Below are 25,939 nucleotides of genomic sequence, written 5' to 3'. Positions count from 1 at the left end.
ATCCTAGAGTGTGGAACATTTTTTCTGTTATGACGGATAGAATGAGTATAGCTGTAAAACCTATTGGTAGGAAGATCAGAGAAAGGAGAGATTTCATGTCTCTACTCCAAGGAATTTTAACTCGACTTGTTAGTCTACAAGAACAAGCTGAAAGCGGTGAAGTAGCACAACGCTATTTTGAAGTGAACGGTGAGCGCAAATGTAGCGTGAAATTTTTCGATAAAAGTGAAATGTATGAGTTAGAAGTGTATCAACAAGGTGAAAAACCTCAAGTGTATCAATTCGATAATATCGACATGGTTGCAATTGAGATTTACGATATCATTTCTTGATACATATAAAAAAGGTGTTGCCATGGGGCAACACCTTTTTTAGTTCTATTACTTTTAGTATATATGTATAAGGATTTTTCATTTTTCCTACAATGGTAATAAAGTGAAAGTGTAATTAGTAGGGTTTCTTCGTCCTATACAGCTTATTATCCATCACCAATTGAGGACGGATAGTAAATAGCGGGATGAAAATAGTGAGGAGGTGTGTTATATGGAACGTTTACCAGTTGTGATTTGTCCTAATTGTCACAATTCTGCTGAGATTATTCATGTACTAACGGCTCAATCGAATCAAAACGTAATTTATACGTGCCAAGTTTGCCATTATGTAATTCGGAATATTGAAACGAATAAAGGGTAGGGAGTTATAATTTTTGTTTTTGTCCCATACAATGAGAATACGAAAAGTCTGTCTAATTGAAAGGACGTGACTATGTGGCCGGTGAACATAAATTTTATAATGTTTCAGAGAGGCATTTAAATTTTGATATGGTCTTTACCCGTATTTGTAACTTCATTGAAAAGGATCCGCGAAATTTATATCGTTTATCCATTGGGACAGACTCACAAGCACATCAAAAGGATACGAGGTTTATTACAGCAATTCATATTCATCGCGTTGGAAAAGGAGCCTGGGGGTGTTTACACCATCAATCAGTAAAAGATAAGCCAGCAACTTTACGTGAGAAAATATATTTAGAGACGCAGTTTAGTCAAGAAATCGCATGCCTATTTACTCCAAATCATATACAAACAATATGGGATTTATTGCATCCATATGCTCAAGATGGGGCTGGTTTTATAATGGAGATTCACTTAGATATCGGAAATGATGGTTTAACAAAAGAATTTATTCTAGATATGACAGCGAAAATTCAAGCGATGGGATTAACTGCAAAAATTAAGCCAGATGCTTATGCGGCGTTTAGTTATGCGAATCGATATACGAAATAAAAACAATTTATATATTTCTTCCACTAAAAACTGAATATTACATCTATTAAATAGGCTGAAAATTTTATATAATAATGGTAACGATGTGAGTATAAGGAGAGGGGTATATGAAAAGGGATTTTGTTTTAACGGAAGAAGAGGAAAGTTTGTTACTAGATATTTTATTTCAGCAAAATTATGCGAGTGAAATTTTAGCTGTGGAACTTACAGATATCGAGAATGGTTTAAAAAAGACAGACGTGATGCAATATAAAAAAATCACAAGGTTATTTTACAGATTAAAAAATAAAGGGTATTAAGCGCTACCGGAATGGTAGTCTTTTTTTTGTGTTATATGCTAAAATAGCTGTGTAATTTTGTTTTTTACTGAAAGAATGTAAGGACAAAATAATAATATGAAAACGCTGTCATAAAATGTGAATAGAGCCGGTGATTATAAGCAGGAAAAAGGGAAAATGGGGGATGTAATATGATTAGTATTCCAAAAGACGAGTTTCAACAAATTTTTGTAAAAGATTTAATGATTTCATCAGAAAAAGTAGCACACGTTCAAATAGGGAATGGTTTAGAGCATGCTTTACTCGTACTTGTGAAATCTGGATATTCGGCGATACCTGTTTTGGACCCGATGTACAAATTGCACGGGTTAATTAGTACTGCTATGATTTTAGACGGTATGTTAGGGCTAGAACGCATTGAGTTTGAAAGACTTGAAGAGATGAAAGTAGAGCAAGTAATGAAGAAAGATATTCCGGTTCTTAAGTTAGAAGATTCGTTTGCAAAAGCATTAGAAATGACTATTGATCATCCATTTATTTGCGCTGTCAATGAAGATGGGTATTTTGAGGGGATTTTAACACGTCGAGCGATTTTAAAATTGTTGAATAAAAAAGTAAGGCAACATAATCGATAATGTGAGAAAAGTGACTTCATAGAACCGAAGAAGTCACTTTTTTTTCGTGCATATCAGTTGTGTATGTATTATATTTAAAAAGATAAAAAATATAAGCGTATGTAGTTAAATTACGGATGAAAAGCTTATTGAGATAAGGTGTATGGAAGCTAAGGAAAGAGGGAGAAAGTTGCAAATTGATGATTTTCAAATGATGGTTGTGTTAGCACAGGAATCAAATATGAGAAAAGCGGCGGAACGTTTATTTGTTTCACAACCTGCGCTTAGTCAACGATTACAATCTATGGAGAAACAATGGGGAATGAAGTTTTTTATTCGCTCGCAAAAAGGATTGACAATTACACCTGAAGGGGAAAAAGTTGCAAATTACGCAAAAGAAATGCTACAAAGGGAAGAGGATATTAAAAGTGAACTAGCTGTTTTTAGAACAGAAACTCACGGGACGTTAAAAATAGCTGTCGCATCAGTTATTGGTCAATATTGGCTTCCTCCTGTTTTGAAGAAGTTTGTACATAAATATCCTTCTGTAAAAATATCGCTGTTTACTGGCTGGAGTAGTGAGGTGCAAAAGCAATTTTATGAAGGAGACGTGCATGTTGCTATATTGAGAGGAACACAAGAATATAAAGGCCAGAAGCAACAATTATTTGAAGATGAACTTTATTTAGTGGATAAAGAAATAAAAGATATTTCGATGTTAAAAGAAACAAATAGACCATTTATTCAATTTAAAAGTGATTCGACTTATTATGGACAAATACAAAATTGGTGGTATGGTTTATTTTCTAATCCACCTAAGAGAACGATTGTCGTTGATCAAATTGAGACTTGCAAACAACTCGTTTTAAATGGTATAGGTTATGCTCTTTTACCTTCTACTGTTCTAAAAGAAGTACAGGAAAATATGTATAAAACACCTGTCCAATTAACGAGAGAAACATGGTTATTGACGAGTGAATCAGCTAGACAATTGAAGCAAGTACAAGCATTTTTAGAAATTATAGAAGAAATTCAAATGGAAAAATAGGATTATTATCTTGCTACTCGCCCTATCGTTTGGTAGAGTAACATTATAAATGGATTTAGGAGGCAACAAGAATGAAAATGATGGACGCTAACGAAATTATTTCGTTTATTCAAAAAAGTGAAAAGAAAACTCCTGTAAAGGTATACATAAAAGGGGATTTAAAAGAAGTAACATTCCCTGAAACGGTACAAGCATTTGTAAACAAAAAGTCTGGTGTATTATTTGGAGAATGGTCTGAAATTAAGACAATTCTAGATGAAAATAGCAAGTACATTGTTGATTACGTTGTTGAAAATGACCGTCGTAATTCTGCAATCCCAATGCTTGATTTAAAAGGTATTAAAGCTCGTATTGAGCCAGGTGCGATTATTCGTGACCACGTTGAAATCGGCGACAACGCTGTTATTATGATGAATGCAACAATTAATATCGGTGCTGTAATTGGTGAAGGGTCTATGATCGACATGAACGCGGTACTTGGTGGACGTGCAACTGTTGGTAAGAACTGTCACGTAGGTGCAGGCGCAGTACTTGCAGGTGTTATTGAGCCACCTTCAGCAAAACCAGTTATCGTTGAAGACGATGTTGTTATTGGTGCTAACGTAGTTGTGTTAGAGGGAGTTACAGTAGGTAAAGGTGCAGTTGTAGCAGCAGGAGCTGTTGTAACAGAAGATGTACCTCCATATACAGTTGTAGCAGGTACTCCAGCACGTGTAATTAAAGAGATTGATGAGAAGACAAAAGCAAAAACTGAAATTAAACAAGAACTTCGTCAATTAAACCCAGAGAAATAAAAACAAAAAAGCGTAAGAGCATAAACAGGCTCTTACGCTTTTTATAGATAGAGGTGCAAAAATGGTAGTAAGCAAATTCGTTCAAATTCGTAGAGACTTACATAAAATACCGGAAATTGGATTTAAAGAGTGGAAAACACAACAGTATATTTTAGATTACATAGGAACGCTTTCGAATGAACATGTGGAAGTGAAAGTGTGGAGAACAGGTGTTATTGTTAAAGTAAAGGGAAGGAATCCAGAAAAAGTTATAGGTTATCGCGCAGATATAGACGGTTTACCAATTACAGAGGAAACTGGATATGAGTTCGCTTCTGTTCATGAAGGAATGATGCATGCATGTGGACATGACTTACATACGACAATCGGTTTAGGCCTCCTAACAGCAGCTGTAACAGAAAGAATAGATGATGACCTTGTATTTCTATTCCAACCAGCTGAAGAAGGGCCTGGAGGGGCTCTTCCTATGTTAGAGAGTGAAGAGTTAAAAGAATGGAAGCCAAATATTATTCTCGGCCTTCATATTGCACCTGAATACCCTGTAGGGACAATTGCTACAAAAGAGGGGCTATTATTTGCAAATACATCAGAGTTATATGTTGATTTAAAGGGGAAAGGTGGACATGCAGCTTATCCTCATACTGCAAATGATATGATTGTCGCAGCTAGTCACCTTGTTACACAGCTTCAGTCTGTTATTAGTCGTAATGTAAACCCACTTGATAGTGCAGTAATTACAATCGGAAAAATAACAGGCGGTACAGTTCAAAATATCATAGCAGAAAAGTCTCGATTAGAGGGAACGATCCGAACGTTATCAGTGGAATCGATGAGCCGTGTTAAAAGTAGGATTGAGGCAATTGTTGCAGGTATAGAAGCTTCCTTCCAATGTGAAGCCGTTATTGACTACGGAGCGATGTATCATCAAGTATACAATCATGAAGCATTAACGAGAGAGTTTATGCAATTTGTAAGTGAACAAACTGATATGAAAGTAATTACATGTACTGAGGCAATGACAGGTGAAGATTTTGGTTATATGCTTCAAGAGATTCCTGGATTTATGTTTTGGCTTGGGGTAAATTCAGAATATGGTTTACATCATGCAAAATTAAAGCCAGATGAAGAGGCTATTGAGAAAGCTATCGTATTTTTAGATCAATATGTAAAATGGAAGGGAACTAGAAAGTAAATTTGCTCGCCAACTTGGTGGGTATTCGTTAGTTCCAAGGTGAAAACATCTTTCATATTTGTTTTGAATACACATCGGCATACAAATGGATAAAATAATGAGCAGTGGTTTTGAGCCGCTGCTCATTATTCATTATCGCTTATTGAGAAGATGATTAGTTAACTAGCTTATATATGTTTACAATTCGTGTGGAAAGTGTGTAAAATCAAGGTGAAACGTAGAAAAAAGGGTGGGGAATTACGTGCAGATTAGCAGTGCGATTTTATGTTTTGTTTTATATACATATGTTATTATTGCGGCGGTTTATTTTGGGATAAGTTTTTATGCCTACCGTTTAGCGAATAATAATGAATATGAAGAGACATACAACTGGGTGAAAAGGTATTTATCACCTGTACTAGAAATTATGAATGGGTTTGTTCTTTTTTTATTTATTGGATTAATTGCTTTTTCAACGAGCTTAGTAGGAAATAAGACTACATTATTTGTACTAGGTATCATTATTTTTATGCTATTAGGAATTCGTATTGGTAATACGGTATTTTGGAATGAGAGAAAAGTAGATGGTTGGACGGGAATGCTAATACCGTGTATGCTAGCTGCTATCGTGACGAATATAGAACATGAATATTATCAGTTGCATTTTTGGCTCATAATTGTTTTAACAATTCTCTCTGTGTTGTATATAAGTACTGTCGTGCTAACATACATTGCAAATGAAAAGGGAGATGTAAAAGGTACGCATTTCTTTAGAGGGCGTGCATTGTTATGGAGTGTGCCAACGATGGCGGTTATATCAATTATTGCGATATTAGTAAATGGGTATCAATTTACGAATTGGCAACTGTTTTTAGAAAATTGGTGGATTTTCATTCTTTCGTTTATCGCTTTTTTAGGTGCAACGCATTATTTATTCCATCAACACCATTATATATTGGCATTGCTATTCGCATTTACACAACTATTATTTGCTTTCTTCGGACAAGAAACGTTATTATTCGTTTTTGAAACGTTTAGTTCATTTGGAAACATATTTGTATTTGGTATGTTAATTTTCAGTATCGCATTTTATTTACAACAGTATTTTTATATGCAAAAACAAAAATAAAGAATGATATACAGGTTTTTGTAGCAAATCTAAAGTATGTTACAATAAAAATACATAGTATTCGATGTTATTGGAGGAATTCCTGTGGGTGAAAAAGAGAAAGAATTTGCTGTCATTGGGCTTGGGCGTTTTGGTGGAAGTATTTGTCGAGAACTTGCTCAATTAGGTATGGAAGTAATGGCAATTGACTCAGATGAGGATAAAATTAATGAGTTTGCAAATATAGCTTCACATGCTGTAATTGCAGATTCAACAGATGAGATGGTATTAAAAAGTCTTGGTATTCGTAATTTTGATCATGTAGTCGTTGCGATTGGGGACAATTTGAATTCAAGTATTTTAACAACGTTAATTCTGAAAGAGTTAGGTGTAAAAAATATTACTGTAAAAGCTCAAAATGATTACCATGAAAAAGTATTAAGTAAAATAGGAGCAGATCACATTGTGCACCCAGAGCGTGATATGGGAAAAAGGATTGCTAATAATATTGCATCAAGTAATGTATTAGACTATCTTGAGCTTTCAGATGAGCATAGTATTGTAGAGATTATTGCAAATAAAAAAATCGATGGTCATTCTTTAATCGAATTAGATATTCGTGCGAAGTTTGGATTGAATATTGTAGCGATTAAACGTGGTAAAGAAGTTATTGTATCTCCTCGAGCTACGGAAAACATTCAAGCGGGAGATATATTAATTGTAATTGGTCATGACGATGAAGTAGATCGTTTCAAGCACTTTTTAAGATAAGAGAAAAGGACAATACCATAAAGGTATTGTCCTTTTTCTTATATCTCCATAATGATTGGTAAAATCATTGGGCGACGTTTCGTTTTCTCATATAGGAATGGTGCTAATGTATCTGTAATTTCATTTTTAATTTCAGACCATTGCGTTGTTTTACGTTCCATTACTTTTTCTAAATGAGTTGTAATTAATGTTTGAGCATCATTAATTAAATCACTACTTTCGCGCATATAAACGAAACCACGTGAGATAATATCAGGCCCTGCTGCAACTTTAAATTCTTTCATATCAATGCTTACAACGACAATAACAAGTCCTTCTTCAGAAAGGATACGACGATCGCGTAATACGATATTACCGATATCTCCAATACCATTTCCGTCAATATAAACAGATCCAGATGGTATTTTACCAGCTACACTTGCTTCATCTGAACGTAAGGCAAGAACATCACCATTATCCATAATGAAACAGTTTTCTTCTGGAATACCACAATCATTTGCTAATTTCATATGCATACGTTGCATACGATATTCACCATGAATTGGCATGAAATACTTCGGTTTAATTAGACGAAGCATTAGTTTTTGTTCTTCTTGTCCGCCGTGTCCACTCGTATGAATGTTTGACAGTTTTCCGTGGATTACATCAGCACCAGCACGGTACAACATATTAATTGTACGGCTTACACTAATTGTATTACCAGGGATTGGTGAAGAAGAGAACACAACTGTGTCGCCAGGAATAATTTGAATTTGACGATGGGTACCATTAGCAATACGTGAAAGTGCTGCCATTGGCTCCCCTTGACTACCTGTACATAAAATAACAACTTTATTAGCCGGTAGACGATTTAATTGAGATGCATCTATGAATGTATCTTTCGGACAGCGAATATAACCGAGGTTTTGTCCGATTTCAATCGCTGCCTCCATACTTCGGCCAAATACAGCCACTTTACGATTGTTTTCAACAGCCGCTTCAACGACTTGTTGCAAGCGATGGATATTTGATGCAAAGGTTGCGAAGATAATACGACCTTCTACTTTGCGGAAAATATCTTGAATACTATCACCAACACGGCGCTCAGACATTGTAAAGTTTGGAACTTCACTGTTTGTACTGTCAGATAAGAGACAAAGTACACCGTCTTTTCCGATTTCAGCCATTTTTGTTAAGTCCGCTGGTTCACCAACCGGTGTGAAGTCAAATTTGAAATCTCCAGTATGAACCACTTGTCCTTGAGGTGTTTTCACAACAACTCCGTATGAATCTGGGATACTGTGAGTTGTACGGAAGAAGGAAACAGATGTCTTTTTAAATTTAATAACATCATCTTCTTGAATTTCATAAAGCTTTGCTTTACGAAGTAATCCGTGCTCTTCTAATTTGTTTTTGATTAGTGCAATTGCTAATTTTCCGCCATAAATCGGAATGTTCACTTGACGTAATAAGTAAGGAATTCCACCGATATGATCTTCGTGACCATGTGTAATGAATAGCCCTTTAATTTTATCTTCGTTTCGCACAAAATAAGTGTAATCTGGTATTACATAATCGATTCCGAGGAGTTCGTCTTCTGGAAACTTAATTCCAGCGTCAATTATAATAATTTCATCTTGAAATTGAACAGCATATGTATTTTTACCGATTTCACCAAGACCACCTAAAGCAAAAACGGCTGCTTGATCATTCTTTAGAAATTTCATATGACTATACGATTTCCGCTAATGTTAAATCAGCGTTTTCTTTTTCATATTCAAGATGATTGCCAGTCACAGACTGAACGAATTCGATATTATATGCGAACTTATTTAATTTTGTACGAACATCCTTCTCAGACGTAGCCTCTAAATATAAAACTTTTGTATTTTCACGTACTGGAACCTCAGTCATTTTTTCTTGATAAAATACTTTAAAAATCATTTGGAAAACCTCTCCTTGTCTATGTTTTGCATTATCTGTTACTTATTATAAAGCAAACAGTCACGATTTTCATGTTTTTTCGAATGAGAATGAAGAAAAAGCCCGAAATGGGCATAATTTAAGCGATCGTCTTTTTACGGACTAGATCTTTTAAATAACGCTTCAGCTTTTTCTTCAGCTTCTTCAGCATGATTACTCCTTCCTTTCCTTATTTTAAACATGCATATTACTAGTGAAAACGCCGTCTCTGATATAAGAAAGAGGACAAAAGTGAATGTTGAATCTTGTCTTTTCTCATACAGAGAAAGTTATTCTATAGTAACGATTAGTAGCCGTTAGTTATAGCTATAGTATGAGAAAGAATAGAAAAGAAAATTCATACGAACAAGTATCCACATTTTTTACTAATATATATATGCAGGTTTCATAAATAAGGTCAGAAAGTGAACGCTTTCTTCACAGATGTTTAATATGTTATACTTTTTTTTAGTATTTGAAAAGCGATAATCAAAATAGGAATATAGAGTAACAGAAAGGATTTTGACAAATGAATGATAAAATTGTCTTTTTTGATATTGATGGAACATTATTAGATCATGATAAGAAGATTCCGCAATCTACGCGAGACGCAGTAAGGCAGTTACAAGAAAAAGGCGTGCATGTAGCAATTGCGACAGGACGTGCGCCATTTATGTTCGAAGATATTCGTAAGGAACTTAATATCCACAATTATGTTAGCTTTAATGGACAGTACGTTGTATTTGAAGATGAGGTAGTATTTAATAACCCATTACATCCAGCTGCTCTACATAAGTTTACTCAGTTTGCAAAACAAGAAGGATATCCACTTGTATATCTTGATCATCAAGAAATGAGAGCATCAGTGGAATATCATGATTATGTGAAAGAAGGGTTTGGCAGTTTACATTTTGAGCATCCGGCATATGAACCTGATTTTTATGAGAAGCGTAATATTTATCAAACACTTCTTTTCTGTGAAGTAAATGAAGAAGAAAAGTTTATAAATCAGTACCCAGACTTTCATTTTATTCGCTGGCATGCGTATTCAATGGATATTATTCCAAATGGTGGTTCTAAGGCAAAAGGGATTGAGAAATTCATTGAAAAGCTAGGATTTAACCGTGAACAAGTGTATGCATTTGGGGATGGCTTAAATGATTTAGAAATGATTGAAGCAGTTGGGACAGGTATTGTGATGGGGAATGGTCATGAAGACTTGAAAAAACTTGCAAATCATGTGACAAAGGATGTTAGTGAAGACGGTATATATCATGGTTTAAAATGGGCTGGATTGCTATAAGTGAATATGGAATCTATTTCATATAGTAAAAAGGCGGAAGAGTATATTCCGCCTTTTTTACTATCGCTCTAGAGGTTTTGAATCGTCAGGAGCGGCAAATGGATTTTCTTTATTAATGTGATCATAGAACATAACACCATTTAAATGGTCAATTTCATGTTGAAATACAATTGCTGGTAACCCTTTTAAACGTAACTTTACTTCTTCGCCGTTAATAGAAGTTGCTTTCACTGTAATTCTTGTATAACGAGGGACATAACCAGGTACTTCACGGTCTACTGATAGACAGCCTTCACCACTTTGTAAATATGTACGTTCAACAGAATGGCTAATGATTTTTGGATTAAATAATGCATGACTATATAACGTACCGTCCGTATCTGTTACATGAACCGCAATCATTCTTTTTGAAATACCGATTTGCGGAGCCGCTAATCCGATTCCAGGGCGTAAACTATATTTTTCAGCCATTTCAGGATCTTGGCTATTTATTACAAATTCAATCATTTCCTTAAGAGTATTTGTATCTTCTTCGCTCGCTGGTAGTACTACCTCTTCTGCAACGTTTCGCAAAATAGGATCTCCTTCGCGAATTACATCTTTCATTGTAAGCATATGTAATCTCTCCTTTCCTTTTTAGTCTACCAAAGGAGATGGAAAAAGTCATCGGCAAGTAAGGGGAAGATAGATCGGTTATGTAGGAATAAAAAGAAAGAGACGGCAGAGCCGTCTCTTTCTTTCCATAGTTGTTTCATTTTACATTAGCGAATGCAAGCAGCACCAACGATAATTAAAAGAATAAACAACACAACGATTAAGGCGAAGCCGCGTCCAGACCCACCACAAGAACCGCCATAACCGTAGGAAGGATATGAACAAGTTGGATAGCAATATGAATATCCGTACATGAGATGACCTCCTTTATCATTTCCCGCTAATACTGCGGTTACTATAATGTATGGAGGGAAGAGTAGAAATGTATGGGTAATTACCTATAAAAGGAAGAAGAGTTTGTATATTTTTGCTAAGAAGAGAGAAAAACTAAAGGGAATTAAATCGTTTACATATTATTCTAAGAGAAAAAACAAGTTAAAAAGGGAATAATATAACAGTAGGTTAATGCTTACTAATACAGATGTGAAAAATAAAAACACGTTTGTGTAGGAGAAACCTGCAGATTATTTATAAAAAAACGTATTCAAAGTAATTGACATCGTAATTAGAATAGTTGTAAACTAAAAAACGTGATCAAGATTGTATTAATATGTTTCTGAAAAAACATTAGTACAGATTGTTAGGTACACAAAATTATTCTCAACCGACAAATAAATTTGTTGGTTTACATTGTTGCGGTTTCCATCTAGCTAATAGATAGTGAAAGCGTTTCAGAATATGGTTCAAGAGAGGAAGAGGTGAACGGAATGGGTACTAAAACAAAAAAGACCCTATTTAATGTTGATGAGCAAATGAAAGCTATCGCAGCTCAATTTGAAACATTACAAATTTTAAATGAAAAAGGCGAAGTTGTGAATGAAGCAGCTATGCCTGAATTATCTGATGATCAATTAAAAGAATTAATGCGCCGTATGGTGTATACTCGCGTACTAGATCAACGTTCTATTTCTTTAAACCGTCAAGGACGTTTAGGTTTCTACGCACCAACAGCTGGACAAGAGGCTTCTCAATTAGCAAGTCATTTCGCACTTGAAGCAGAAGATTTCATCTTACCAGGATATCGTGATGTGCCACAATTAGTATGGCACGGTTTACCATTATACCAAGCATTCTTATTCTCTCGTGGACATTTCATGGGTAACCAAATGCCTGAGAACGTAAATGCACTTGCTCCACAAATTATCATCGGTGCGCAAATCATCCAAACTGCTGGTGTTGCGTTAGGTATGAAATTACGTGGTAAAAAATCTGTTGCAATTACTTACACTGGTGACGGTGGTGCTTCACAAGGTGACTTCTACGAAGGTATGAACTTTGCGGGTGCATTCAAAGCTCCAGCAATCTTCGTTGTACAAAACAACCGTTATGCAATCTCTACTCCAGTAGAAAAGCAATCTGCAGCTAAAACTGTAGCACAAAAAGCAGTAGCAGCAGGTATTTACGGAATTCAAGTAGACGGTATGGATCCATTAGCTGTATACGCAGCAACTGCTTTCGCTCGTGAGCGTGCAGTAAATGGTGAAGGTCCTACTTTAATCGAGACTTTAACATTCCGTTACGGTCCACATACAATGGCTGGTGATGACCCAACTCGTTACCGTACAAAAGATATCGAGAACGAATGGGAACAAAAAGATCCAATCGTACGCTTCCGTGCATTCTTAGAAAACAAAGGCCTATGGTCTCAAGAAGTTGAAGAGAAAGTAATCGAAGAAGCAAAAGAAGATATCAAACAAGCAATTGCTAAGGCTGACCAAGCTCCAAAACAAAAAGTTACTGATTTAATGGAAATCATGTACGAAAAAATGCCTTACAACTTAGCTGAACAATATGAAATTTACAAAGAAAAGGAGTCGAAGTAAGCCATGGCTCAAATGACAATGATTCAAGCAATCACTGATGCTTTACGCGTTGAAATGAAAAATGACCCTAACGTACTTGTGTTTGGTGAAGACGTTGGTGTAAACGGCGGTGTATTCCGTGCTACTGAAGGTTTACAAGCTGAATTCGGTGAAGACCGTGTAATGGATACTCCACTTGCAGAGTCTGGTATTGGTGGACTTGCAGTTGGACTTGCACTTGAAGGATTCCGTCCAGTTCCAGAAATCCAATTCTTCGGTTTCGTTTATGAAGTAATGGATTCAATTTCTGGTCAATTAGCTCGTATGCGTTACCGTTCTGGTGGACGTTGGACTGCTCCAGTAACAGTTCGTTCTCCATTCGGTGGTGGTGTTCATACTCCTGAACTACATGCTGATAGCTTAGAAGGTTTAGTGGCTCAACAACCTGGTCTAAAAGTTGTTATTCCATCTACTCCATACGATGCAAAAGGTCTTTTAATCTCTGCGATTCGTGACAACGATCCAGTTATCTACTTAGAGCATATGAAATTGTACCGTTCATTCCGTCAAGATGTACCAGAAGGTGAATACACAATTGATTTAGGCAAAGCTGACATCAAACGTGAAGGTACAGATGTATCTGTTATCGCTTACGGTGCTATGGTTCACGCTGCATTAAAAGCTGCTGAAGAACTTGAAAAAGAAGGTATCTCTTTAGAAGTTGTTGACTTACGTACAGTTCAACCATTAGATATCGAAACAATCATCGCTTCTGTTGAAAAAACAGGCCGCGTAGTTGTAGTTCAAGAAGCTCAAAAACAAGCTGGTATTGCAGCTAACGTTGTAGCGGAAATTAACGACCGTGCAATTTTAAACTTAGAAGCTCCAGTTGTACGTGTTGCAGCTGCTGATACAGTATTCCCATTCTCTCAAGCTGAGAGCGTATGGTTACCAAACCATAAAGATATTGTTGAAGCTGTTAACAAAGTAATGAACTTCTAATTTTTACTTATTCATGTGCAAAAGAAATCAGCACATGCTGATTTCTTTTGCCATATTCCATAATAAAGAAATGAATCAGGGGGCTGAATTCCGTGGCATTTGAATTTAAACTACCAGATATCGGTGAAGGTATCCACGAAGGTGAAATCGTAAAATGGTTTATTAAACCAGGCGACGAAGTAAACGAAGACGACGTACTTCTTGAAGTACAAAATGATAAAGCAGTAGTAGAAATTCCTTCTCCTGTTAAAGGTAAAGTACTTGAAGTACTTGTAGAAGAAGGTACGGTTGCAGTAGTTGGAGATACATTAATTAAATTTGATGCTCCTGGATACGAAAACCTTAAATTTAAAGGCGACGATCATGACGAAGCTCCTAAAGCTGAAGAAGCAAAAGAAGAAGCTCCTAAAGCTGAAGCTACTCCAGCAGCAACTGCAGAAGTAGTAAATGAGCGCGTAATCGCTATGCCATCTGTTCGTAAATATGCTCGTGAAAACGGCGTAGACATTCATAAAGTAGCTGGTTCTGGTAAGAACGGTCGTATCGTAAAAGCTGACATCGATGCATTTGCAAATGGTGGACAAGCAGTAGCAGCAACTGAGGCTCCAGCAGCAGTAGAAGCTACTCCAGCAGCAGCGAAAGAAGAAGCACCAAAAGCACAACCAATCCCAGCTGGTGAATATCCAGAAACTCGTGAGAAAATGAGTGGTATCCGTAAAGCAATTGCGAAAGCAATGGTTAACTCTAAACATACAGCTCCTCACGTAACATTAATGGATGAAGTAGATGTAACTGAACTTGTTGCTCATCGTAAGAAGTTCAAAGCTGTGGCAGCTGACAAAGGTATTAAATTAACTTACCTTCCATACGTTGTTAAAGCTTTAACATCTGCATTACGTGAATACCCAATGTTAAACACTTCTTTAGATGATGCTTCTCAAGAAGTAGTTCATAAACATTACTTCAACATCGGTATCGCAGCTGATACAGACAAAGGTCTATTAGTACCAGTTGTTAAAGATACAGATCGCAAGTCTATCTTCACAATTTCTAACGAGATCAATGATCTTGCTGGTAAAGCACGTGAAGGTCGTTTAGCTCCTGCTGAAATGAAAGGCGCTTCTTGCACAATTACAAACATTGGTTCTGCAGGTGGACAATGGTTCACTCCAGTTATCAACCACCCAGAAGTAGCAATCCTTGGTATCGGCCGTATCGCTGAGAAACCAGTTGTGAAAAACGGTGAGATCGTTGCAGCTCCAGTATTAGCATTATCTCTAAGCTTTGACCATCGTTTAATTGACGGCGCAACTGCTCAAAAAGCATTAAACCAAATTAAACGTCTATTGAATGACCCACAATTATTAGTAATGGAGGCGTAATAACAATGGTAGTAGGAGATTTCCCAATTGAATTAGATACAGTCGTTGTTGGTGCAGGTCCTGGTGGATACGTTGCGGCAATTCGTGCAGCACAATTAGGACAAAAGGTAGCGATTATTGAAAAAGCTAACCTTGGTGGCGTATGCTTAAACGTTGGATGTATTCCTTCAAAAGCGTTAATCAATGCAGGTCATCGTTATGAGAATGCAATGCATTCTGATGACATGGGTATCACTGCAGAGAACGTAAAAGTTGACTTTACAAAAGTTCAAGAATGGAAAAACGGCGTAGTTAAGAAATTAACTGGCGGTGTTGAAGGCCTTCTTAAAGGTAACAAAGTTGAAATCATTCGCGGTGAAGCTTACTTCGTAGATGCTAACACATTACGCGTAATGACTGAAGATGCAGCTCAAACTTATACGTTTAAAAATGCTGTTCTTGCAACTGGTTCTACACCAATCGAAATTCCAGGATTCAAATACTCTAAACGTGTTATCAACTCTACAGGTGCTTTAAGCTTACCTGAAATTCCTAAAAAACTTGTTGTAATCGGCGGCGGTTACATCGGTATGGAATTAGGTACTGCATATGCTAACTTCGGTACAGAAGTTACTGTAGTAGAAGCTGGCGACGAAATCTTAGCTGGTTTCGAAAAAGCTATGAGCTCTGTTGTTAAACGTGCTCTACAGAAAAAAGGTAACGTAACAATCCATACAAAAGCTATGGCTAAAGGCGTTGAAGAAACAGAAACTGGCGTAAAAGTTAGCTTCGAAGTTAAAGGTGAAATCCAAACTGTAGAAGCAGATTACGTATTAGTAACTGTAGGTCGTCGTCCAAACACTCAAGAAATCGGTCTTGAGCAAGTTGGAGTTAAAATGACTGACCGCGGCATCATCGAAATCGATGAGCAATGTCGTACAAATGTACCAAACATCTATGCAATCGGTGATATCGTTCCTGGACCACCATTAGCTCACAAAGCTTCTTACGAAGGTAAAGTAGCTGTAGAAGCAATTAGTGGCCATGCGTCAGCTATCGATTACATCGGAATTCCTGCAGTATGCTTCACTGATCCAGAATTAGCATCTGTTGGTTACACTAAGAAACAAGCTGAAGAAGCTGGAATGACTGTAACTGTATCTAAGTTCCCATTCGCTGCTAACGGTCGTGCATTATCATTAAACAGCACTGACGGTTTCTTACAACTTGTAACACGTAAAGAAGATGGTCTTCTTGTAGGTGCTCAAGTTGCAGGTGCAGGCGCTTCTGATATTATTTCTGAGATTGGTTTAGCTATCGAAGCTGGAATGACAGCAGAAGATATCGCTCAAACAATCCACGCTCACCCAACATTAGGTGAAATCACAATGGAAGCAGCTGAAGTTGCTCTTGGAATGCCAATTCACATTGTAAAATAATTTAAGTAATGAAAATAGCCCATCTCTTATTTAAAGAGATGGGCTATTTTTTATTTTATAATAAAAGTGGCTTGCAAGGTCTTTATACGTACTTGTCGAATGAATATATAATAATTTAATTGAATTGTTAAAACATATATAAATCCAAAAGCCATATATATGCTTTCGTGTAATATGTAATTGATTCAAACTTAATACCATATATTAATAAAATAGAGCATGTCAAAGGAGAAGGTTCCATGAGAATATTACATGTTATATTTTATCATTTTTTATTATGGAGTGGTTTTTCCGTTGTATTATCATTGTCAAATGGTGATAAGTTGCATTATAAAGTTATTCTATTTTTTGTATTTCTTTATTTAGCATATGTGATCGCATATTTTGTATTGCAAATTAGAAAGCAGGCATTATTCCTTACGTGTTCAAATTGCATACTTTTCTTAATTATATTTTCTATTTTTTAAATTAACGTTTATAGAAATACATTGTTCTTCCATTAAATAATTTTAACTCTCCTTCTAATTTCTTCGCTAGAAAACGGCAAAATTCATTTGCTTTTCCTTTATCACCAAATGTTGCATTAGGTGGTAAAGAAACTTGAATATAAGTTTGTTCCTTTTCTATACCGACACCAACATAAATGGAGTCATATCGATCGTGAGTAGATTGTAGTTTGAATGTTGTTGCTGATGTATCTAAAATTTCATACGGAAAAGCGGTATTTGTATAAGCGTAATTAATTTGAACACCGGTTTTGGAAGTAACTGTTTTATAATAATGAAAAAGTTGTTTTATATCATCTATTGAAACAGATTGTTGATTGGATTTAGGTACAAGCGTAATAAAGGCATGTTGCATATAAGTTCCTCCTAACTTAGTAGAATACTCTCATTCTACATCCTACTGAATTTTTTGACAATTAAAAGGAGTATTCCTTTTTTTGTTTAATATACTAATGAAAGGTGATGTAGAAAGGTGGAAACCGATGTTTGAAAAATTGTATGATGAGCATGAAAGTGTGAAGGTACGATTTTTGGGGTTTATGACACATGATAATCGTTATGATTTTGGTGTTATTTATACAAATATGTTCTTTGGAAAGCCACTTATTGTTTGCATGCAAACAGGAAGGTCTACTTTACTTGGACGAGATGATGTAGAGAATGTTCAACATTTACAGGAAGTTTTCAAATTAGGCTCAGAAGAGGAAGCAGCTGAGTTATCTCAGTTTTTCTCATTTCTAGTTCCATCTACATCTTTGCATGCGGAATACGAAGAATAAATAATGTAAAACAGTCGTACGTATAAATATGGCTGTTTTTTTATTTGAATATCGCATACTAATTTAAATTTAAAATATTTAATGTGTTATACTAAAAACCTATTGACGTAAAAAGTATAACATATTAAAATAAAGACAGAAAGTTAAGCGGTTACAAAAAGTTTTTGGGATTATAAACTTAGGGGGAAATGAAAAATGGGAACAATCGTATGTCAAGATTGTGAAGGTACAATTGCACACTTCGAGGATGAGAAAGTAACAGTACTTTACGGGAAATGTGGATCTTGCGGATGTGATCACACAGAGCATACAAAAGCCCAATAATTGATAGGAAATGGACAGCTGAAAGTTTTTAGGACCATAAACTTAGGGGGAAATGAAAAATGGGAACAATCGTATGCCAAGTATGTGAAGGAACAATCGGACATTTTGAAGATGAAAAAACGACAGTGCTTTACGGAAAATGCGGAACAAATTGTGACTGTGCTAGTAGAGATAATGCGAAAGCTTAATGATAAATAAATAGATTACTATTAAAACTCAGGGGGAAATGAAAAATGGGAACAATCGTATGCCAAGTATGTGAAGGAACAATCGGACATTTTGAAGATGAAAAATCAACAGTACTATACGGGAAATGTGGATCTCATTGCGACTGTGACCATAAAGAACATTCAAAAGCTTAAATAAAAAAAGCGCCTACATATGTAGGTGCTTTTTTTAATAAACTGTAGTTGTGTTGCCAACTGTTGCAACAATTGCATCATCTCTAATCGGAATAAATCCTATGGATGTCTGTGGTGTGCTAGGAGAAGCATGGTAGCTCATGAGACGGCTATCAATACGGGTAATAGTATCGGTTAAGAAAGCGGAAATGAAAGCGTAAGGGACTCGTCGCTCATTTAATGCGTATATAATTTCTTCTTTTGTTTTTACACCTACGCCATGCCCATAAAAAAAGAAATTTCCTAGATAGATAGTATTTTCTCCTTGCCACTCGATTGTAGCTGGATTCACTTGTGGATTTTTAAAGTAAACGAGATCACCTGGGACAAGATCACCACCTGTCTTTGTTATGAGCTTTAAATCTTGATCGTAGTCCCACGTATAAAGTAAAAGGTTTGCAAAGAGACGGTTGAAAGTTTCTTCCTCATATAATGCTAGTAAAGCTTTGTAAAAAATAATGATCATAGCGGTGGCACATTCAGTTCCATATAGTTTTCCGTTTTTGAAAATATCTTGTATGGCAATGGAAGGGGGTATGTTTGGAAGGAGCTCGAATCCTCCAAGAGATGTTCTTTTCCAATACTGAGGGTTACAAAAAGATTGTTGAAATGTACGAAACTGAAAACCACTTTGAAAAAGTTCTAATGCAGAAGTAATAATATTAACACGCAAATTTAGATCAAAGCTGAGTTCACCAGATGTTCGGAAGGAATAGATTTCTTGATTTCCTGCCATTATAGATAAAATTTGTTGTTTCTCATTTGCAAATGGCTCATATTCATTTGTGATATAAGGATGTACAATAGAACGGCCTATTACAATCATAATAGTATCCCCACCTATACGTTACATTACATAATATCGTATGAGAAAAGGCCAAAAGGGTGAAAGAAAAGCCTATCAACTGATAGGCTTGTACTCTTTAATCACGCGTAATGTTTGTAATGTCATATCTTCAGGACCTTGTACAGGTAAACCTGCTTCTAAGTTTTTACGAATATAATCTAAGTTATCTTGTGTAATAATTTCCCCCGGAGTAAAGATTGGAATCCCTGGCGGATAAACCATAACGAAATCAGCTATAATACGACCTGCTGCATTTTCAAATGGGATGACTTCTGTTTCCGAATAAAAAGCATCTCGAGGAGAAAGTGCTAACACAGGTATTTCTGGAATTTCTACTTGCACTTGAACACCTTTATCAGCTTTATTTTTAAATGTTGCTGATAAATCTTGTAATGCCGCAATAAGTGTATTCGTTTCACTTTCTGTATCCCCAAAAGTGACAAGACATAGTATGTTGTATAAATCTGAGAGTTCTACTTCAATGTTATATTGCTCTCTAAGCCATACTTCAGCCTGATGGCCTGTAATACCTAAATCTTTTACAGATACAATTATCTTTGTAGGATCATAGTTAAAAGTAGCATCCGTACCTAGCATTTCTTTCCCTGGACAGTAAAGATGTTCAATATCATTTATAGCATTACGAACTTGTTCCGCTAATTGTATTGTTTGTTCTATGAGCGCCTTTCCTTCTGTAGCAAGACGTTTTCTAGCAACATCTAGGGAGGCTAACAAGATGTAAGACGTTGATGTAGTCGTAAGCATGCTAATAATAGATTGAACATGTTTTACGTTCACAAGGCCTTCTTTTACATTAAGAATAGAACTTTGCGTTAAAGATCCACCTAATTTGTGAACACTCGTTGCTGCCATATCTGCACCGGCTTGCATCGCTGACATCGGCAGTTCATCGTGAAAATGAATATGAACACCATGAGCCTCATCAACGAGTACAGGGATATCGTAAGAATGTGCTAATTGTACAATCTGTTCTAAGTCCGCAGCAAAGCCAAAGTATGTTGGATTAATAACAAGTAAGCCTTTCGCATCTGAGTGCTCTTCAAGTGCTTTTTTGACAGATTGGATTGTGATTCCATGTGAAATACCAAGTTTTGGATCGATTTCAGGATGCATGAAAATAGGTTTTGCACCTGAGAAAATAATAGCTGACATTACTGATTTATGCACGTTTCGTGGCACTAGTATTTTGTCACCAGGACCGCAAACGCTCATCACCATTGTCATTATTGCGCCACTTGTACCTTGAATAGAAAAGAAAGTATGATCCGCACCAAATGCAGCGGCTGCTAAATCTTGTGCTTCTTTAATCATACCTTTTGGATGATGTAAATCATCGAGCGGCGCAATGTTAATTAAATCAATTGCTAATGCATTATGCCCAATAAATTCGCGAAATTCAGGATCCATGCCTTGCCCTTTTTTATGACCTGGAATATGGAATTGAATTGGATTTCGCTTACTGTGCTCAACTAAAGCGGTAAACAATGGTGTTTCGTATTGGGACAATCTATACACCCCTTCTTTTTTTTATATTTATTAGAGTTTGTTTTATATAATCTTGTTCTAAAAAAGTTAAGTTCTTTTTTAGAATGAGACTTGTTTTTCTGCCATTCACAAAAGCTTTTTTGAGATGGGAGCTTCACTTTATTTCCTATAAAACAAAAGCATTATATCACCAATAATTATAGATGTATAGCAAAAAATATTTTTACGGTGAGTATGTTAAATAGTAGCTGCCTACTAACTTCTAGTGGAAGGCAATTCCATTAAAATGAATAAATAGTGTATAATGCAAAGTGACTATAGTGAAGTAGAAAAAATCACTTTAAGATAGCGTATTGAAATAAGAAGAAATGATAAATGAGGTGCGAAATGGAATATCAATATCCGTTAGATTATGATTGGTCAAATGAGGAAATGGTTACAATTGTGAAGTTTTATGAAGCGATTGAGAAAGCATATGAAAAAGGAATTGTAAGAGAAGAATTAATGGGTTTATATCGTCGTTTTAAAGAGATTGTTCCATCGAAAGCAGAAGAAAAGAAAATTGATAAAGAGTTTCAAGAAGTAAGTGGATATTCTATATACCGTGCGATTCAGAAGGCTAAAGAAATTGAAGAAGAAAAGCTTGTGAAAATGTAAAAAATATTTTGAAAAATAAAAACTGAAGTGATATAATGTGATAACAACTAAAAACGGACAATATAAATTGTCCGTTTTCTACTATCGATTACAAAGTGCATATAAAGGAAGGAGTGATTGCATCGTAGATTCAATCTTAGCAAGGAATTGTTCGTTGGTCATTGCTGAAAACTCCTCTGGTGATATATGAATACCAACTAATAATTCTGCTTTTTTTACAGTAGCTAGACGTTCAATCATCTTTTGTAAATCATTTGTTTCAAGTGTTTTATGTAATTTTACACTTGGTTTAGTATGGTCAATGGACCAAACGAAGTCATTTGGAATATTTGTTTTTAAATCATTTATATGTTCTAAGAAGGCGTGAGCCGTCTCCACTTTTTGTGGACACTCATAGATTAAACCAAAGTATATGAAGGCATGAGTACCCCATAATCCAATTTGGAAATGTGGTAGCATTTTATATCCGCGTTTATTTGTTGAAAAAGCAACCCAAGTATCGTTTGGTGGATTGACTTTGCGACGTGCGTGTTTTGCTACATGATAAAAAAAGTTCTCATCAGTTTGTTTGGATAAATACGCTGCAAACTGTTCCCCTAAAGCTTCTAGCTTAGGATGAATGTTCGTTTTAATTGCACTCATTCGTTCTTCGAGACCATCAACTGTAAAGACCTCAAAATCAGTTGATTTGAATGTTTGTAGTGTCATGATTGTTCCTCCAACTCCTATTTTGCTTTTATTTTAGCATAGCTTGTACTATTCATAAAAAAAACAGCACAAAAAAATTTAAATAAAAAATATAATTTTGTTGCATAGATGATTTATCCAACATAGTATAGTATAAAACAAAAAATCAGAAAATTGAATTAATTCTAGTCCGAGGGCAGACGAATATTGGGAGGAGGCAAATAATATGAGACAGGTGATTAATGCGTTAAAGAGAACAGATGCTGAAAAGAGAATACCGGTGCTACGTTTGGAGCTAGATTATGAATTAGCAACTTTATATGATGCGATGATGGAAGATGATAAACAGAAAAAAGAAGAGTGTGTACAAAAGTTAGAAGTGTTAAGACTTGAAATGATTCGTTTAGAAGCGTAATAATAGTATATGTATAAAAAATTAGTTGGTGCGAACCTTATAAAGGGTTCGTTTTTTCTGTGAACAGTATAGATCGGAGTGTTTAAACATGCAAGAAGTATGGAAAGACATCGATGCACACGCCAAACAGTGGATTCGGGATGCGGGAGAGCATTTAATGGCATCAATGAAAAAAGCACTTATTATAGAAACAAAATCAAATGCAGCTGATTTAGTAACAAATATGGACCGAGAAATAGAACAGTTTTTAATTGGGAAAATTAAAGAAACATTCCCACATCATCATATTTTAGGTGAAGAGGGCTATGGAGACGAGGTAACTTCTTCTGACGGGGTTGTTTGGTTAATTGATCCAATTGACGGCACGATGAACTTTGTTCACCAAAAAAGAAATTTTGCAATTTCAATTGGAATTTATGAGAACGGTATCGGAAAGATTGGACTTATTTATGATCCAGTTCATGATGAATTATATCATGCGTTAAAAGGGGCTGGAGCATTTTGTAATGAAGTACCGATACCTTTATTAGAAAAAGGTACTGTAGAGCAAGGTATTGTAGCTTTAAATGCGATATGGCTTACCGACAATCCATTGCTTAATATGGAAAGTATGATGGCACTTGTTAAGAAAGCAAGAGGCACGAGATCATATGGCTGTGCAGCATTAGAGATGGTATACGTTGCAACTGGAAGAATCGATGCATATGTAACACCTAGATTATCACCATGGGACTTTGGTGGGGGACAGATAATTGTAGAGGAAGTTGGAGGCAAGGTAACAACATTCTCCGGAGCGCCACTTTCTATCGTAGAGAAGAGTAGCGTATTAGTTGCGAAGCCAGGGGTGTATGAAGAAGTGTTATCGTTTATCCCGATTGGTGAGGGCTGATAATCAGTGGGGGATGAAGAAAAAAACCACTGATTAAAGTTTCACTTTATATCCAAGTAACAAAAAAAGTAAGAGGCTGTATACAGGCTTCTTACTTTTTGACGTTATTGCGATTTACGCATTTTTCTTTTTGTTACAAAACCGTATCCAACTGTAACAAATGTGCCGATAATGCAAATAATAATACCGATTGGACTATTTTCAGCAATCATAATGCCGATACCAATTAAGAAAATAACACCGATAATTGCAGTTAATAAAAAGCGATATTGAATGTGTTCCATTTCTTCACCCTCCAATCTCATTTTACTTTCACAAAAGTAAGAATACAACTATATTTTCATTCTTGATTTTATTTTAATTGCTATTGTATCCCCTTCGCTCTTATAATAGAGAAGGATTAAAAAGACATTAGGAGTTGGACATGTTGAAAAAACGACAAGATTTACGTAATATAGCAATTATTGCCCACGTTGACCATGGTAAAACAACACTTGTTGACCAGTTATTACGTCAAGCGGGGACTTTCCGTGCGAACGAACACGTTGAAGAGCGCGCAATGGATTCAAATGATCTAGAAAGAGAGCGCGGTATTACAATTTTAGCGAAAAATACTGCGATTCACTATGAAGATAAAAGAATTAACATTTTAGATACACCAGGTCACGCTGACTTCGGTGGAGAAGTAGAACGTATTATGAAAATGGTTGATGGTGTGTTACTTGTTGTTGATGCATATGAAGGTTGTATGCCACAAACACGATTTGTTTTAAAGAAAGCTCTTGAGCAAAACTTAACTCCAATCGTAGTAGTAAATAAAATTGACCGTGACTTCGCTCGCCCTGATGAAGTAGTTGATGAAGTAATCGACTTATTCATCGAACTTGGTGCAAACGAAGATCAATTAGAGTTCCCAGTTGTATTTGCATCAGCAATGAACGGAACAGCAAGCTTAGATTCAAACCCAGCAAATCAAGAAGAGAATATGAAATCATTATTTGATACAATTATTGAACATATTCCTGCACCAATTGATAACAGCGAAGAGCCACTTCAATTCCAAGTAGCACTTCTTGATTACAACGACTATGTTGGACGTATTGGAGTTGGACGCGTATTCCGCGGTACAATGAAGGTTGGACAACAAGTTGCTTTAATGAAAGTAGACGGAAGCGTAAAACAATTCCGCGTAACAAAATTATTTGGTTACATGGGATTAAAACGTCAAGAAATTGAAGAAGCAAAAGCTGGAGACTTAGTAGCTGTTTCTGGTATGGAAGACATTAACGTTGGTGAAACAGTATGTCCAGTTGAACATCAAGATGCGTTACCATTATTACGTATTGATGAGCCAACACTACAAATGACGTTCCTTGTAAATAACAGTCCATTTGCAGGTCGTGAAGGTAAATACATTACATCTCGTAAAATTGAAGAGCGTCTTCGTTCACAATTAGAAACAGATGTAAGTTTACGTGTAGATAATACAGAGTCTCCTGATGCATGGATCGTATCTGGACGTGGGGAACTACATTTATCTATCTTAATTGAAAACATGCGTCGTGAAGGTTATGAACTACAAGTATCTAAGCCAGAAGTAATTATTAAAGAAGTTGATGGCGTAAGATGTGAGCCTGTAGAGCGTGTACAAATCGATGTACCTGAAGAATACACTGGTTCTATTATGGAATCTATGGGTGCTCGTAAAGGTGAAATGTTAGATATGGTGAATAACGGAAACGGTCAAGTTCGCCTTACTTTCATGGTTCCAGCACGTGGTTTAATTGGTTACACAACAGAATTCTTAACATTAACTCGTGGTTACGGTATTTTAAACCATACATTCGATTGCTACCAACCAGTACACGCTGGACAAGTTGGTGGACGTCGTCAAGGTGTTCTAGTTTCACTTGAAACAGGAAAAGCATCACAATACGGTATTATGCAAGTTGAAGATCGTGGTGTAATCTTCGTTGAACCAGGTACAGAAGTATATGCTGGTATGATTGTCGGAGAACACACTCGTGAGAATGACTTAACAGTTAACGTTGTGAAAATGAAACAACAAACTAACATTCGTTCTGCGACGAAAGATCAAACTTCAACAATGAAAAAACCACGCTTAATGACTTTAGAAGAATCATTAGAGTACTTAAACGATGACGAGTTCTGTGAAGTAACTCCAGAATCAATTCGTTTACGTAAAAAGATTCTTGATAAGAGCGAACGTGAAAGAGCTGCTAAGAAAAAGAAATCTGTAGAAGCGTAAAATAGTAAAACAGCTACCTTTAATTAA

Annotated in this window: 33 protein-coding genes; 24 read left to right on the top strand and 9 right to left on the bottom strand. The window is 35.9% G+C overall.

Annotated elements, in window-relative coordinates:
- Positions 1-95: 95 nt before the first annotated feature.
- The 10 genes from PDQ40_RS10760 (at position 96) to PDQ40_RS10715 (ending at position 7,070) form a co-directional block, all read left to right on the top strand.
- Positions 96-332, top strand: coding sequence for a YkuJ family protein (locus tag PDQ40_RS10760; protein ID WP_000055151.1), 237 nt, complete (start codon positions 96-98; stop codon positions 330-332).
- Positions 333-543: 211 nt separating this feature from the next.
- On the top strand, positions 544-693 hold the full coding sequence (locus PDQ40_RS10755; RefSeq protein WP_000440537.1) for a hypothetical protein: 150 nt from the start codon (positions 544-546) through the stop codon (positions 691-693).
- A 74-nt stretch (positions 694-767) separates the two neighbouring features.
- Positions 768-1,286: a ribonuclease H-like YkuK family protein gene (locus PDQ40_RS10750; RefSeq protein ID WP_000896650.1), complete on the top strand. Its 519-nt coding sequence runs from the start codon at positions 768-770 to the stop codon at positions 1,284-1,286.
- A gap of 107 nt (positions 1,287-1,393) precedes the next feature.
- The gene (gene abbA / locus PDQ40_RS10745; protein WP_000817428.1) at positions 1,394-1,585 is read left to right on the top strand and encodes an antirepressor AbbA; all 192 of its coding nucleotides are present in this window, start codon (positions 1,394-1,396) and stop codon (positions 1,583-1,585) included.
- 170 nt (positions 1,586-1,755) lie between these two features.
- The gene (gene cbpB, locus PDQ40_RS10740; protein WP_000623568.1) at positions 1,756-2,199 is read left to right on the top strand and encodes a cyclic-di-AMP-binding protein CbpB; all 444 of its coding nucleotides are present in this window, start codon (positions 1,756-1,758) and stop codon (positions 2,197-2,199) included.
- Between the two features lie 142 nt (positions 2,200-2,341).
- Positions 2,342-3,226 carry a LysR family transcriptional regulator gene (locus tag PDQ40_RS10735; protein WP_001984809.1) on the top strand — a complete coding sequence of 295 codons (885 nt, stop codon included), beginning with the start codon at positions 2,342-2,344 and terminating at the stop codon, positions 3,224-3,226.
- A 71-nt stretch (positions 3,227-3,297) separates the two neighbouring features.
- The gene (dapD, locus tag PDQ40_RS10730) at positions 3,298-4,020 is read left to right on the top strand and encodes a 2,3,4,5-tetrahydropyridine-2,6-dicarboxylate N-acetyltransferase (protein WP_000783248.1); all 723 of its coding nucleotides are present in this window, start codon (positions 3,298-3,300) and stop codon (positions 4,018-4,020) included.
- Positions 4,021-4,081: 61 nt separating this feature from the next.
- A complete protein-coding gene (locus tag PDQ40_RS10725; protein ID WP_000261645.1) occupies positions 4,082-5,212 on the top strand; it encodes an N-acetyldiaminopimelate deacetylase in 1,131 nt (376 codons plus the stop codon).
- A gap of 241 nt (positions 5,213-5,453) precedes the next feature.
- The gene (locus PDQ40_RS10720; protein ID WP_101218883.1) at positions 5,454-6,320 is read left to right on the top strand and encodes a cytochrome C oxidase assembly protein; all 867 of its coding nucleotides are present in this window, start codon (positions 5,454-5,456) and stop codon (positions 6,318-6,320) included.
- Positions 6,321-6,404: 84 nt separating this feature from the next.
- The gene (locus tag PDQ40_RS10715) at positions 6,405-7,070 is read left to right on the top strand and encodes a potassium channel family protein (protein ID WP_000504032.1); all 666 of its coding nucleotides are present in this window, start codon (positions 6,405-6,407) and stop codon (positions 7,068-7,070) included.
- A 38-nt stretch (positions 7,071-7,108) separates the two neighbouring features.
- Here the strand turns inward: PDQ40_RS10715 and rnjA are convergent, their stop codons facing one another.
- Together rnjA and PDQ40_RS10705 are read right to left on the bottom strand one after the other, a co-directional pair.
- Positions 7,109-8,776 carry a ribonuclease J1 gene (rnjA, locus tag PDQ40_RS10710; protein ID WP_000670368.1) on the bottom strand — a complete coding sequence of 556 codons (1,668 nt, stop codon included), beginning with the start codon at positions 8,774-8,776 and terminating at the stop codon, positions 7,109-7,111.
- Positions 8,777-8,780: 4 nt separating this feature from the next.
- The gene (locus PDQ40_RS10705; RefSeq protein ID WP_000576444.1) at positions 8,781-8,993 is read right to left on the bottom strand and encodes a DNA-dependent RNA polymerase subunit epsilon; all 213 of its coding nucleotides are present in this window, start codon (positions 8,991-8,993) and stop codon (positions 8,781-8,783) included.
- Between the two features lie 547 nt (positions 8,994-9,540).
- Here PDQ40_RS10705 and PDQ40_RS10700 point away from each other — a divergent pair.
- Positions 9,541-10,314, top strand: coding sequence for a Cof-type HAD-IIB family hydrolase (locus PDQ40_RS10700; RefSeq protein ID WP_000998288.1), 774 nt, complete (start codon positions 9,541-9,543; stop codon positions 10,312-10,314).
- A 60-nt stretch (positions 10,315-10,374) separates the two neighbouring features.
- On the opposite strand, the gene def is transcribed toward PDQ40_RS10700, so the two are convergent.
- Complete coding sequence (gene def / locus PDQ40_RS10695; protein WP_000957059.1) at positions 10,375-10,929, bottom strand: peptide deformylase; 555 nt, start codon at positions 10,927-10,929, stop codon at positions 10,375-10,377.
- A 146-nt stretch (positions 10,930-11,075) separates the two neighbouring features.
- A complete protein-coding gene (locus PDQ40_RS10690; RefSeq protein WP_000274562.1) occupies positions 11,076-11,222 on the bottom strand; it encodes a YjcZ family sporulation protein in 147 nt (48 codons plus the stop codon).
- Between the two features lie 513 nt (positions 11,223-11,735).
- On the opposite strand from PDQ40_RS10690, the gene pdhA reads away from it, so the two are divergent.
- From pdhA to PDQ40_RS10665, 5 genes are all read left to right on the top strand, one after another.
- The gene (pdhA, locus tag PDQ40_RS10685; protein ID WP_000536893.1) at positions 11,736-12,851 is read left to right on the top strand and encodes a pyruvate dehydrogenase E1 component subunit alpha; all 1,116 of its coding nucleotides are present in this window, start codon (positions 11,736-11,738) and stop codon (positions 12,849-12,851) included.
- Between the two features lie 3 nt (positions 12,852-12,854).
- Complete coding sequence (pdhB, locus tag PDQ40_RS10680; protein ID WP_000068166.1) at positions 12,855-13,832, top strand: pyruvate dehydrogenase complex E1 component subunit beta; 978 nt, start codon at positions 12,855-12,857, stop codon at positions 13,830-13,832.
- A gap of 92 nt (positions 13,833-13,924) precedes the next feature.
- Positions 13,925-15,214, top strand: a complete 1,290-nt coding sequence (gene pdhC / locus PDQ40_RS10675) for a pyruvate dehydrogenase complex dihydrolipoyllysine-residue acetyltransferase (RefSeq protein ID WP_000863427.1) — start codon at positions 13,925-13,927, stop codon at positions 15,212-15,214.
- A gap of 5 nt (positions 15,215-15,219) precedes the next feature.
- Positions 15,220-16,632, top strand: coding sequence for a dihydrolipoyl dehydrogenase (gene lpdA / locus PDQ40_RS10670; RefSeq protein ID WP_000260111.1), 1,413 nt, complete (start codon positions 15,220-15,222; stop codon positions 16,630-16,632).
- Between the two features lie 239 nt (positions 16,633-16,871).
- Positions 16,872-17,099 carry a hypothetical protein gene (locus PDQ40_RS10665; protein ID WP_001221351.1) on the top strand — a complete coding sequence of 76 codons (228 nt, stop codon included), beginning with the start codon at positions 16,872-16,874 and terminating at the stop codon, positions 17,097-17,099.
- A 1-nt stretch (position 17,100) separates the two neighbouring features.
- On the opposite strand, the gene PDQ40_RS10660 is transcribed toward PDQ40_RS10665, so the two are convergent.
- Positions 17,101-17,493: a DUF1885 family protein gene (locus PDQ40_RS10660; RefSeq protein WP_001163309.1), complete on the bottom strand. Its 393-nt coding sequence runs from the start codon at positions 17,491-17,493 to the stop codon at positions 17,101-17,103.
- Between the two features lie 127 nt (positions 17,494-17,620).
- On the opposite strand from PDQ40_RS10660, the gene PDQ40_RS10655 reads away from it, so the two are divergent.
- From PDQ40_RS10655 to PDQ40_RS10640, 4 genes are all read left to right on the top strand, one after another.
- The gene (locus PDQ40_RS10655; RefSeq protein WP_001993838.1) at positions 17,621-17,917 is read left to right on the top strand and encodes a DUF3055 domain-containing protein; all 297 of its coding nucleotides are present in this window, start codon (positions 17,621-17,623) and stop codon (positions 17,915-17,917) included.
- Positions 17,918-18,112: 195 nt separating this feature from the next.
- On the top strand, positions 18,113-18,241 hold the full coding sequence (locus tag PDQ40_RS10650) for a GapA-binding peptide SR1P (RefSeq protein WP_000536778.1): 129 nt from the start codon (positions 18,113-18,115) through the stop codon (positions 18,239-18,241).
- Positions 18,242-18,300: 59 nt separating this feature from the next.
- Positions 18,301-18,429: a GapA-binding peptide SR1P gene (locus PDQ40_RS10645; protein WP_000536805.1), complete on the top strand. Its 129-nt coding sequence runs from the start codon at positions 18,301-18,303 to the stop codon at positions 18,427-18,429.
- A gap of 45 nt (positions 18,430-18,474) precedes the next feature.
- Entirely contained in the window at positions 18,475-18,603 is a 129-nt protein-coding gene (locus PDQ40_RS10640; protein WP_000536793.1) for a GapA-binding peptide SR1P, read from the top strand.
- A 34-nt stretch (positions 18,604-18,637) separates the two neighbouring features.
- Here the strand turns inward: PDQ40_RS10640 and PDQ40_RS10635 are convergent, their stop codons facing one another.
- Both PDQ40_RS10635 and speA read right to left on the bottom strand, forming a co-directional pair.
- Positions 18,638-19,468 carry a protein-glutamine gamma-glutamyltransferase gene (locus PDQ40_RS10635; RefSeq protein WP_000635351.1) on the bottom strand — a complete coding sequence of 277 codons (831 nt, stop codon included), beginning with the start codon at positions 19,466-19,468 and terminating at the stop codon, positions 18,638-18,640.
- Between the two features lie 75 nt (positions 19,469-19,543).
- Positions 19,544-21,016 (bottom strand): arginine decarboxylase, encoded by a 1,473-nt coding sequence (gene speA, locus PDQ40_RS10630; protein WP_000084881.1) that lies wholly within the window; start codon positions 21,014-21,016, stop codon positions 19,544-19,546.
- A gap of 366 nt (positions 21,017-21,382) precedes the next feature.
- Here speA and PDQ40_RS10625 point away from each other — a divergent pair, with 366 nt between their 5' ends.
- Positions 21,383-21,652, top strand: a complete 270-nt coding sequence (locus PDQ40_RS10625; protein ID WP_000456556.1) for a UPF0223 family protein — start codon at positions 21,383-21,385, stop codon at positions 21,650-21,652.
- A gap of 81 nt (positions 21,653-21,733) precedes the next feature.
- Here the strand turns inward: PDQ40_RS10625 and PDQ40_RS10620 are convergent, their stop codons facing one another.
- Positions 21,734-22,360 (bottom strand): YktB family protein, encoded by a 627-nt coding sequence (locus PDQ40_RS10620; RefSeq protein WP_000175082.1) that lies wholly within the window; start codon positions 22,358-22,360, stop codon positions 21,734-21,736.
- Positions 22,361-22,565: 205 nt separating this feature from the next.
- Here PDQ40_RS10620 and PDQ40_RS10615 point away from each other — a divergent pair, with 205 nt between their 5' ends.
- Both PDQ40_RS10615 and PDQ40_RS10610 read left to right on the top strand, forming a co-directional pair.
- Positions 22,566-22,754 (top strand): hypothetical protein, encoded by a 189-nt coding sequence (locus tag PDQ40_RS10615; protein WP_001250164.1) that lies wholly within the window; start codon positions 22,566-22,568, stop codon positions 22,752-22,754.
- Between the two features lie 88 nt (positions 22,755-22,842).
- Positions 22,843-23,643, top strand: coding sequence for an inositol monophosphatase family protein (locus PDQ40_RS10610; RefSeq protein ID WP_001158692.1), 801 nt, complete (start codon positions 22,843-22,845; stop codon positions 23,641-23,643).
- 104 nt (positions 23,644-23,747) lie between these two features.
- Here PDQ40_RS10610 and PDQ40_RS10605 read toward each other — a convergent pair whose 3' ends face one another.
- Positions 23,748-23,927: a DUF5325 family protein gene (locus PDQ40_RS10605; protein WP_000400127.1), complete on the bottom strand. Its 180-nt coding sequence runs from the start codon at positions 23,925-23,927 to the stop codon at positions 23,748-23,750.
- Positions 23,928-24,067: 140 nt separating this feature from the next.
- Here PDQ40_RS10605 and typA point away from each other — a divergent pair, with 140 nt between their 5' ends.
- Entirely contained in the window at positions 24,068-25,912 is a 1,845-nt protein-coding gene (typA, locus tag PDQ40_RS10600; protein WP_000914763.1) for a translational GTPase TypA, read from the top strand.
- Positions 25,913-25,939: the final 27 nt, after the last annotated feature.

It is taken from the genome of Bacillus cereus group sp. Bc061 (assembly GCF_027715825.1).
Lineage (GTDB): Bacteria > Bacillota > Bacilli > Bacillales > Bacillaceae_G > Bacillus_A > Bacillus_A paranthracis.
This window is presented reverse-complemented; position numbering and strand designations above follow the sequence as displayed.

Bases quoted from the DNA above. Each gene is read 5' to 3' on its own strand.
- abbA (WP_000817428.1), top strand. From the start codon at position 1,394: ATGAAAAGGGATTTTGTTTTAACGGAAGAAGAGGAAAGTTTGTTACTA.
- PDQ40_RS10755 (WP_000440537.1), top strand. From the start codon at position 544: ATGGAACGTTTACCAGTTGTGATTTGTCCTAATTGTCACAATTCTGCT.
- PDQ40_RS10660 (WP_001163309.1), bottom strand. From the start codon at position 17,493: ATGCAACATGCCTTTATTACGCTTGTACCTAAATCCAATCAACAATCT.
- PDQ40_RS10625 (WP_000456556.1), top strand. From the start codon at position 21,383: ATGGAATATCAATATCCGTTAGATTATGATTGGTCAAATGAGGAAATG.
- PDQ40_RS10650 (WP_000536778.1), top strand. From the start codon at position 18,113: ATGGGAACAATCGTATGTCAAGATTGTGAAGGTACAATTGCACACTTC.
- PDQ40_RS10705 (WP_000576444.1), bottom strand. From the start codon at position 8,993: ATGATTTTTAAAGTATTTTATCAAGAAAAAATGACTGAGGTTCCAGTA.
- PDQ40_RS10610 (WP_001158692.1), top strand. From the start codon at position 22,843: ATGCAAGAAGTATGGAAAGACATCGATGCACACGCCAAACAGTGGATT.
- rnjA (WP_000670368.1), bottom strand. From the start codon at position 8,776: ATGAAATTTCTAAAGAATGATCAAGCAGCCGTTTTTGCTTTAGGTGGT.
- PDQ40_RS10655 (WP_001993838.1), top strand. From the start codon at position 17,621: ATGTTTGAAAAATTGTATGATGAGCATGAAAGTGTGAAGGTACGATTT.
- def (WP_000957059.1), bottom strand. From the start codon at position 10,929: ATGCTTACAATGAAAGATGTAATTCGCGAAGGAGATCCTATTTTGCGA.
- PDQ40_RS10640 (WP_000536793.1), top strand. From the start codon at position 18,475: ATGGGAACAATCGTATGCCAAGTATGTGAAGGAACAATCGGACATTTT.
- cbpB (WP_000623568.1), top strand. From the start codon at position 1,756: ATGATTAGTATTCCAAAAGACGAGTTTCAACAAATTTTTGTAAAAGAT.
- PDQ40_RS10605 (WP_000400127.1), bottom strand. From the start codon at position 23,927: ATGGAACACATTCAATATCGCTTTTTATTAACTGCAATTATCGGTGTT.
- lpdA (WP_000260111.1), top strand. From the start codon at position 15,220: ATGGTAGTAGGAGATTTCCCAATTGAATTAGATACAGTCGTTGTTGGT.
- PDQ40_RS10725 (WP_000261645.1), top strand. From the start codon at position 4,082: ATGGTAGTAAGCAAATTCGTTCAAATTCGTAGAGACTTACATAAAATA.
- PDQ40_RS10615 (WP_001250164.1), top strand. From the start codon at position 22,566: ATGAGACAGGTGATTAATGCGTTAAAGAGAACAGATGCTGAAAAGAGA.
- dapD (WP_000783248.1), top strand. From the start codon at position 3,298: ATGAAAATGATGGACGCTAACGAAATTATTTCGTTTATTCAAAAAAGT.
- PDQ40_RS10665 (WP_001221351.1), top strand. From the start codon at position 16,872: ATGAGAATATTACATGTTATATTTTATCATTTTTTATTATGGAGTGGT.
- pdhB (WP_000068166.1), top strand. From the start codon at position 12,855: ATGGCTCAAATGACAATGATTCAAGCAATCACTGATGCTTTACGCGTT.
- typA (WP_000914763.1), top strand. From the start codon at position 24,068: ATGTTGAAAAAACGACAAGATTTACGTAATATAGCAATTATTGCCCAC.
- pdhA (WP_000536893.1), top strand. From the start codon at position 11,736: ATGGGTACTAAAACAAAAAAGACCCTATTTAATGTTGATGAGCAAATG.
- PDQ40_RS10620 (WP_000175082.1), bottom strand. From the start codon at position 22,360: ATGACACTACAAACATTCAAATCAACTGATTTTGAGGTCTTTACAGTT.
- PDQ40_RS10690 (WP_000274562.1), bottom strand. From the start codon at position 11,222: ATGTACGGATATTCATATTGCTATCCAACTTGTTCATATCCTTCCTAC.
- PDQ40_RS10700 (WP_000998288.1), top strand. From the start codon at position 9,541: ATGAATGATAAAATTGTCTTTTTTGATATTGATGGAACATTATTAGAT.
- PDQ40_RS10645 (WP_000536805.1), top strand. From the start codon at position 18,301: ATGGGAACAATCGTATGCCAAGTATGTGAAGGAACAATCGGACATTTT.
- PDQ40_RS10735 (WP_001984809.1), top strand. From the start codon at position 2,342: ATGGAAGCTAAGGAAAGAGGGAGAAAGTTGCAAATTGATGATTTTCAA.
- PDQ40_RS10760 (WP_000055151.1), top strand. From the start codon at position 96: ATGTCTCTACTCCAAGGAATTTTAACTCGACTTGTTAGTCTACAAGAA.
- PDQ40_RS10635 (WP_000635351.1), bottom strand. From the start codon at position 19,468: ATGATTGTAATAGGCCGTTCTATTGTACATCCTTATATCACAAATGAA.